Source organism: Bradyrhizobium sp. (genome assembly GCF_049519115.1).
Classification (GTDB): Bacteria; Pseudomonadota; Alphaproteobacteria; order Rhizobiales; family Xanthobacteraceae; genus Bradyrhizobium.
This window is the reverse complement of record NZ_JBEKRB010000005.1, coordinates 153,958-160,224: the sequence shown is the minus strand read 5'-3', so window position 1 is coordinate 160,224 and position 6,267 is coordinate 153,958. Positions and strand designations below refer to the sequence as shown.

Here is a 6,267-nt window from a genome sequence, read left to right as displayed (position 1 = left end):
GGTGGTATTCGCATCGATTCAGGAGCGGATGCGATAAGGCCGGCGCCAGGAGAACGACTATTCATGTTCGCAATGTCCGCCAGAGGCCGGTCGACTGCAATCAAATTTGCCGCCTTCCAGCTTCACAAAATCTGAACCAGTGGCGGATTTTGCATTTGCTTCAATGCCAGCCGAATATCTTCGAGACTGACGCTCGAATTCGAGCCGGGTGGCGGCTCGTTACACCGTCAAGATCGGCGCACCGGCTGGATCAGGAATCCAGAACCTACGTCGTCATTATCTGTTCCCGCTCTGATCGATTGGCTGGCTAGGATATGTCCAACAGTGGCTTAATCGAAAGGAGCTGGCGGTGCACATTCTTAGGAAATCTGCCGCGATGGCGGTGCTTCTTGCGCTCACATCCGTGTCAGTGAAGGCGGACGAGAAGGTCAAATATGTCCTCGATTGGTTCCCGGCCGGTTATATCGGCTTTGCGTATGTCGGCATCAAGCAGGGCTACTTCAAGGAAGAGGGCCTCGACGTCACCGTTGAGATCGGCCGGGGTGGATCGGACGCGGTGGCGCGCGTCGCTGCCGGCACCGACGATTTCGGGGCGGCATCGCTCAGTTCGTTGATGAACGCCGCAGCCAACAGCCCAGGGCTGCCGGCGAAGGCTGTGCTCGCCATCTACAGCAAGTCGCCGGACGCGATCGTAACCCGCGTTGGATCGGGCATCGAATCGATCAAGGATCTCGATCGGAAGTCGCTCGCGACCGCGACATTCTCGGGGTCCAACCAGGTCTGGCCGTTGATGGCCAAGCGCAACCAACTCAATCCTGACAACGTGAAATTTCTGAAGGTCGATAATAACGCCCTCGGCCCGATGCTGGCGACCGGCAAGGTCGATGCGGTGATCTCTTGGGTGACCAGTGTGCCGCTATATTCAAAGCTGGCTGAAGAGTCCGGCGCCAAACTGAAGACGATTCCGTGGTCTAATTACGGGTTGTCTGGCTACAACTGGTCGCTGCTCGCTTCGGACAAGATCATCAAGGAGCGTCCGGAAGTCGCCAAGAAGTTTGTGCGCGCGTTCAAGAAGAGCGTCGAATTCGCGCTCGCGCATTCGGACCAGGCCGGCAAGGACGTCCACGAGCTGGCACCCGATACCGATGCGGCGACAAATACCGTGGAACTGGAAGCGATGAGGCCGCTTGTCGACAACGAGATTTCCAAACGAACGGGCTTCGGCAATTTTGATCCGGCGCTGGTTACCGAGACCTGGAAATGGGTGGCAGCTTCGCAAGACTATCCCGAAAGCAAGCTCAATCCCGAGAGCGTCGTCGACAGTTCGCTTCTTAGATAAGTATTTTGAAGGGCGGCGGAACAGTGTTTCTGCCGCCGCTCACCTATTAAATCCCGGTACGGGTTTGCGCATCAGAGGCGGGCGCCATTCCGACAAAACGAATTCCGGTTGAAGGCTCAACGAACCTTGAACGGTTCCTTTGTCGGAACCCCCATTGATTTTCCTAATAGATCATCCGCCTCTTAATCAGCGGCTCTGTCGGAATGTCTTCACGCGAACGCCTACGAAGAAGTATCGACTTCGCGACGGATTGAGAAGATTCCGCCAAGCGGGGCAGGCTGGGCCCATGGTTGTCCGCTCATACTTCGTGGTAAGGAATGACCTTCACCACTTAGCAGCCGAGAACGTGAGTGAAGATCCATCGCGAGACGCGGATCGGAGGGCAACGAGGCAAGCTCGTTCGCGACGTTCTGGCCGACGCGGCGAACTCCGATAGTTTCTATGCCGACCTTATCGACGAGCATCTATTGAGAGCTTGGTGGCGTAAGACCATTGATGAGCTGATCGAAACAGGCAAAATCAACCGGCAGAATCGTGGCCATGCGCTCCGGGCCTGGGCGACCGCTCGGAAGCGCGACAAGATTTTCGGTTCGCGTCTGCCCAAAATTCCGGATTTCGCTCCGCAAACGCGCAGCCTGATCGAGGCATTGCTCGCGCACAAGCTGATCCAGGAAGGGGGTCATGATGCCGATGGCCGGATCGTCTACCGCGTTACTGACAATGGCCATGCAACTGGAATGAAAAGCCTTGTACCACGTATGACTCGGCCTGCCGCGGAAGCTCTGTTACGGGAGGCACTTGAACGCGTCGCCAAGATCAACCGAGATGGTGAGTTACTCCACTACATCACGGAAGTGCGGGTGTTCGGATCCTATCTCACCGACAGCGACGATCTCGGCGACCTCGATATCGCAATCAAACTCGAACGAAAGCGGGTCAAGGGTGATTGGGTCAAGGCGGCCGGAATCCTCGCGGACAAGAGCGGCAAGACCCTAAGCTTCTTCCAGAAGTTGGTTTTTCCAGAAACGGAGGTGCACCGTCGGATTAAGAACCGGCTGAACCGCATTTCGCTGCACGAGACAAGCGAGCTAGACCAGAACCCGGAAATGGGCGGAAAGATCGTCTACAGTTTCACGCCGCCTGTGGATCAGCGCGTCTTTTGAGGCGAATATTACGACATAAATTAATACAAGTATCGCGTGTACCCTCCGTCGGCCTTAGACGTGGTGGGGCGCGCTTCCATCTCGAAGGTTCGCGCGAGATGCGGCCATCAAAACCTTACAGCCCGGTAGCGTTAGTTGCCTGACACCAAGTGCGTATGACCGCGTATGTCTCCGGTTCAAACACAGAATTTCCGGGTGAAAATAACACCGAGTTGGCTGAGCACGGAGGCAGTGGGTGACGGTTGGCGCTGTGTGGAGCGACTTTTTGTACCGTCCAGAAACGCTATGCCCCCGTTGTGCCCCAGCTTTTCCTGGGCACACCCTCGGGGAAGCAGTTCATTTAGTCGTTGATTATCGAGGCCTAATGGTGAGCGCACAAGGGATCGAACCTTGGACCTCTCCCGTGTGAAGGGGGTGTGGCGGCGCCCAGGTGCCGGCCTTCCGCCGGAGCTGCCAGGTTTTGGCCTGCGCGTCTTCACGTCCGGCACCACTATCGATCGGCTGACCGCTCGTGCCGCCTCAAAAATACGCCGCCGGGCTCGAAATATCGTGTCCCGCCGGCGCCTGTTTACTGAGCCCCTGAAATCCTCAGCATCAACAAGCGAGCAGCGTCCCCGCCGATCCGATGTGAGCTAGTTCACAATCGGCTCATTCTCCCGAACGGGCGCCGGACTTGGGTCATACGCCTGATCAATGCGGGCGAACACGAAAGCAGCGGAGCCCCGTCCCAAGAGGAAGCTTTTGCACACCCTGGACCCGCGACGCCGAGGCATAGTCCGTCGCGGAAGCACCCTAGGCGGCTCCTATCACGAAAATTTCAAGTGCCTCGAGCAAGGTACTGGCGTGCTGGTTCCATCTTCAAAGGTGGGGCGGTTGGTGGGGCGGAAGGGGAAGTTTGGCTCGATTTCCGCATAAAAATTGGGGGCGCGGCTGGCATCACCACAGCCACGCCCCCACATCGCCGGTCAATGGGGCAGGGGGGATAACCGGCTGCTGAAAAGACGCGCAGGCCTTTGGATCGTTCCAGCCGGGTCTGGCCTTTTTTCAGATTTTTTCACGGCCACTTTTTGTAGCTCAAATGGCTAATTTTTAGAAACTTTGGGGTTTCGACCGCGTTGATGTCTGACCAAATAGGTCTCAGACCGCGGGACAAGAAATGTCACGGCTCACAACGGGGATATCGGGCGCCATCGCCCTCGTGCTGATTTCCGGCGCGGCACAATTTGCCTTGGGCCGGGATTTGGGAATGTCGCCTGTCGATCAGCTGTCGTCCGGCTCTCCAGCAGCGGACGCATCCGCGGTCAATCGCGGCGCCAAAACGGACCGCGCGACGGGGCCAGCGGGTTCCCCCGCTGTCACGCGAACGGTTTCGTTGAAACTGAGCGGTTTCTCGGACACCACCTTCCTGCTTCGTGTTCCCGTGACATCCGCGACTCCCACCGCAGTGTCGGCGACGGCCAAGCGAGTTGCGCCCAAGCCGGCAGTGGCATGCGAGCCCATGGTCAGCGTGTTGACCGAAGTTGCCAAGCAACTCGAGCCGGGCCGCTGCGTCACCTGATCGACGCTTTATTTGATCGATAATCCGATTACTCGGCTGGCGCTTCGTGTGAGGCGGGACGGTTGGCGAGCAATCCCAAAGCCAATCCGCCGACGGCCAGAATCGGGACCAGCTTCTTGATGCCAATCGCGCGAACCACCTGAAGGGCAGTGGCCATCATGACCGGATCGGCGAGAGCCGTGTGCAATGCCGATTTTGCCGTTTCCTTTGCCTCTTGCCGGGCCTGCCGCTTCCGCACGGTGTACACGGCGATTCCGATCAGTGCGATGGCAAGGAAAATTCCCGCACCGGTCAGACAGGCTTGGATCGGGCCGTAGTTTTGCAGCACATAGACAAAGGCGGCCGCGCAGAGGAAAGCGATCGTGACCAAAAAGGCAAACGCGATCGCGGCGGCGAGTGAGGTCATTCTGATGGCCACACCCGTCGAGTCCTTGATGTCGTCGATCATGCGCCTCAACATCTGCCCGCCTCGCTCGTTGTTAGCAGCGTCAATTCTGACCTGCGCCAAGTCTTACTGCGCCATCCTACCTGCGCCAAGTCACGCCGATCAGGAAGCCAAGCCCAAGCGCCAAGCCGACGGTCGCAAGCGGACGCTCGGTTATGACATTCTCCAGCGTTTCTTCCACCGATGCGGCCGCGTCCTGGGCGGCGCCCATCATGGCGCTTGAGCGTTCGGAAAGGTCGTCGACGACCGAATCGACGTTGGCGCGGGCATTCTTGTAGCCGCGGCGCGCCTGCTTGCTTGCCGTGCCCGCGAGCGTGTTGAGCGCGTCGGTGATTTGATCGGCGAGGGCGCCGATATCGTTTTTCACGCTGGTCACATCCTTCTCCAGCCGTTCATAGGTTGCTTTGTCTGTCATGTCCTGCATCCCCATTTCACCGTTGATACTCGGCATCAAAAACTCCCGGTGGTGAGATTGATATCGGGAGAAACGTTTGCGGCTTCGGTAAGTTCCAGACGTGAAACCGACAGCCACCGAAATGGTTTACGGTAGCTGCGGCCCATTCGATGACGACAAATGATCGCGAAGGATCAACGCCACGATCAAAAGTGGCGACGACAGAAAGCCGCCCATCGGGCCCCACAGCCAGGTCCAGAATGCCAGAGAGATAAAGACCGCGAGCGCGTTCAACTCCAGCCGGCGTCCAATGATGGTCGGCGTGATGAAATGACCTTCGAGAAACGTAAGCCCAACGAAGGCAAGCGGTGCGATCGACGCTCCCCCAATCGTCGAAAAGGCGACCAGCCCGACCAGTGCCAGGACCGCAAACATCGCAACCGGCCCGATGATGGGCAGATAATTCAGCGTCGCCGCAAGCGCGCCGAGCCCGGCCGGATTCGGCATGCCCGCGGCCCAGCAGATCAGCCCGGTCGCGGTACCCACGCCCATGTTGATCAGTGTCACCGTCAGCAAATAAGAGCCGAGATGTTCTTCGATCGCATTGAGGCTTCGCAGGACCCGCAGCCGCGAGTCGTGGCCGGTGAAGGTCATGATCAGGGCGCGCCGCAGGTCGCGCCAGCTGGCTATGAACAGAATGAGTGTTGCGAAAAAAAGCAGGAATTCGGTGAAGGTCGGCGACAGGAATTCCAGCGTCGGTTGCACCCATTCGAGTTTTGGCACCTGAAACGGCGCGGGCGGCAGCGCGTCGGATCCTCCGACCATGCCCTGGAGATCCCGCCACAGCGCTAGCGGCCGGTCGAATATATAGAGCTTGTCCTTTAGCCGGGCGCCGAGTTCGGGCAGCCGCGTGCTCCATTCCATCAGTGGCGATGAAATCAGACCGATGACGAAGGTGACGCCGGCGCCGACCGCGCTCACGATCAGCACGGCCGAAAGCGCGCGAGGGATACGATGGCGCTCAAGAAATCCGGCCGCCGGCGACAACATGGTCCCGATCACGAACGCCGCCACGATCGGCAGGAAGAAGGCTTTGGCGGCCCAAAGAACAGCAACAACGGTGATGATCAGCAGAGAGATCAGCGCGAAGGCGATGATCTCGGAGCGGCGAATGGTTCGCGGTGACTCGCTACCGCTATCGGGAGGTCGGGCACCAACGTCGTCCCTTGTCAGCACACGCTCGTTGGGTACCACACGCAAACGGCTCTCCCCGCGGCTTGCCGCGCGGCATCGCGACCAAAAAGTTTGATGCAGACCCAAAGCGCTACGCCACGAAAAGTTCCGACGCGCAGATGTGAATCCTCTCGT

General features: G+C 58.7%; 6 protein-coding genes. 3 read left to right on the top strand and 3 right to left on the bottom strand.

Features of this window, described 5'->3' with window-relative positions:
- Positions 1 to 376 precede the first annotated feature (376 nt).
- The 3 genes from ABSE61_RS06760 to ABSE61_RS06750 all read left to right on the top strand — a co-directional run bounded on the left by ABSE61_RS06760 (position 377) and on the right by ABSE61_RS06750 (position 4,060).
- Positions 377 to 1,339 carry an ABC transporter substrate-binding protein gene (locus tag ABSE61_RS06760; RefSeq protein WP_423870308.1) on the top strand — a complete coding sequence of 321 codons (963 nt, stop codon included), beginning with the start codon at positions 377 to 379 and terminating at the stop codon, positions 1,337 to 1,339.
- Positions 1,340 to 1,689: 350 nt separating this feature from the next.
- On the top strand, positions 1,690 to 2,502 hold the full coding sequence (locus tag ABSE61_RS06755; RefSeq protein WP_423870307.1) for a hypothetical protein: 813 nt from the start codon (positions 1,690 to 1,692) through the stop codon (positions 2,500 to 2,502).
- Positions 2,503 to 3,658: 1,156 nt separating this feature from the next.
- Complete coding sequence (locus ABSE61_RS06750) at positions 3,659 to 4,060, top strand: hypothetical protein (RefSeq protein WP_423870306.1); 402 nt, start codon at positions 3,659 to 3,661, stop codon at positions 4,058 to 4,060.
- A 28-nt stretch (positions 4,061 to 4,088) separates the two neighbouring features.
- Here the strand turns inward: ABSE61_RS06750 and ABSE61_RS06745 are convergent, their stop codons facing one another.
- The 3 genes from ABSE61_RS06745 to ABSE61_RS06735 all read right to left on the bottom strand — a co-directional run bounded on the left by ABSE61_RS06745 (position 4,089) and on the right by ABSE61_RS06735 (position 6,159).
- Positions 4,089 to 4,520, bottom strand: a complete 432-nt coding sequence (locus ABSE61_RS06745; protein ID WP_423870305.1) for a hypothetical protein — start codon at positions 4,518 to 4,520, stop codon at positions 4,089 to 4,091.
- Between the two features lie 64 nt (positions 4,521 to 4,584).
- Positions 4,585 to 4,956 carry an ElaB/YgaM/YqjD family protein gene (locus ABSE61_RS06740; RefSeq protein ID WP_423870304.1) on the bottom strand — a complete coding sequence of 124 codons (372 nt, stop codon included), beginning with the start codon at positions 4,954 to 4,956 and terminating at the stop codon, positions 4,585 to 4,587.
- A 90-nt stretch (positions 4,957 to 5,046) separates the two neighbouring features.
- Complete coding sequence (locus ABSE61_RS06735) at positions 5,047 to 6,159, bottom strand: AI-2E family transporter (RefSeq protein WP_423870303.1); 1,113 nt, start codon at positions 6,157 to 6,159, stop codon at positions 5,047 to 5,049.
- Positions 6,160 to 6,267 lie beyond the last annotated feature (108 nt).

Excerpts from the sequence above, each read along its gene's own strand:
- ABSE61_RS06740 (WP_423870304.1), bottom strand. The coding sequence starts at position 4,956 with ATGCCGAGTATCAACGGTGAAATGGGGATGCAGGACATGACAGACAAA.
- ABSE61_RS06750 (WP_423870306.1), top strand. The coding sequence starts at position 3,659 with ATGTCACGGCTCACAACGGGGATATCGGGCGCCATCGCCCTCGTGCTG.
- ABSE61_RS06745 (WP_423870305.1), bottom strand. The coding sequence starts at position 4,520 with ATGTTGAGGCGCATGATCGACGACATCAAGGACTCGACGGGTGTGGCC.
- ABSE61_RS06760 (WP_423870308.1), top strand. The coding sequence starts at position 377 with ATGGCGGTGCTTCTTGCGCTCACATCCGTGTCAGTGAAGGCGGACGAG.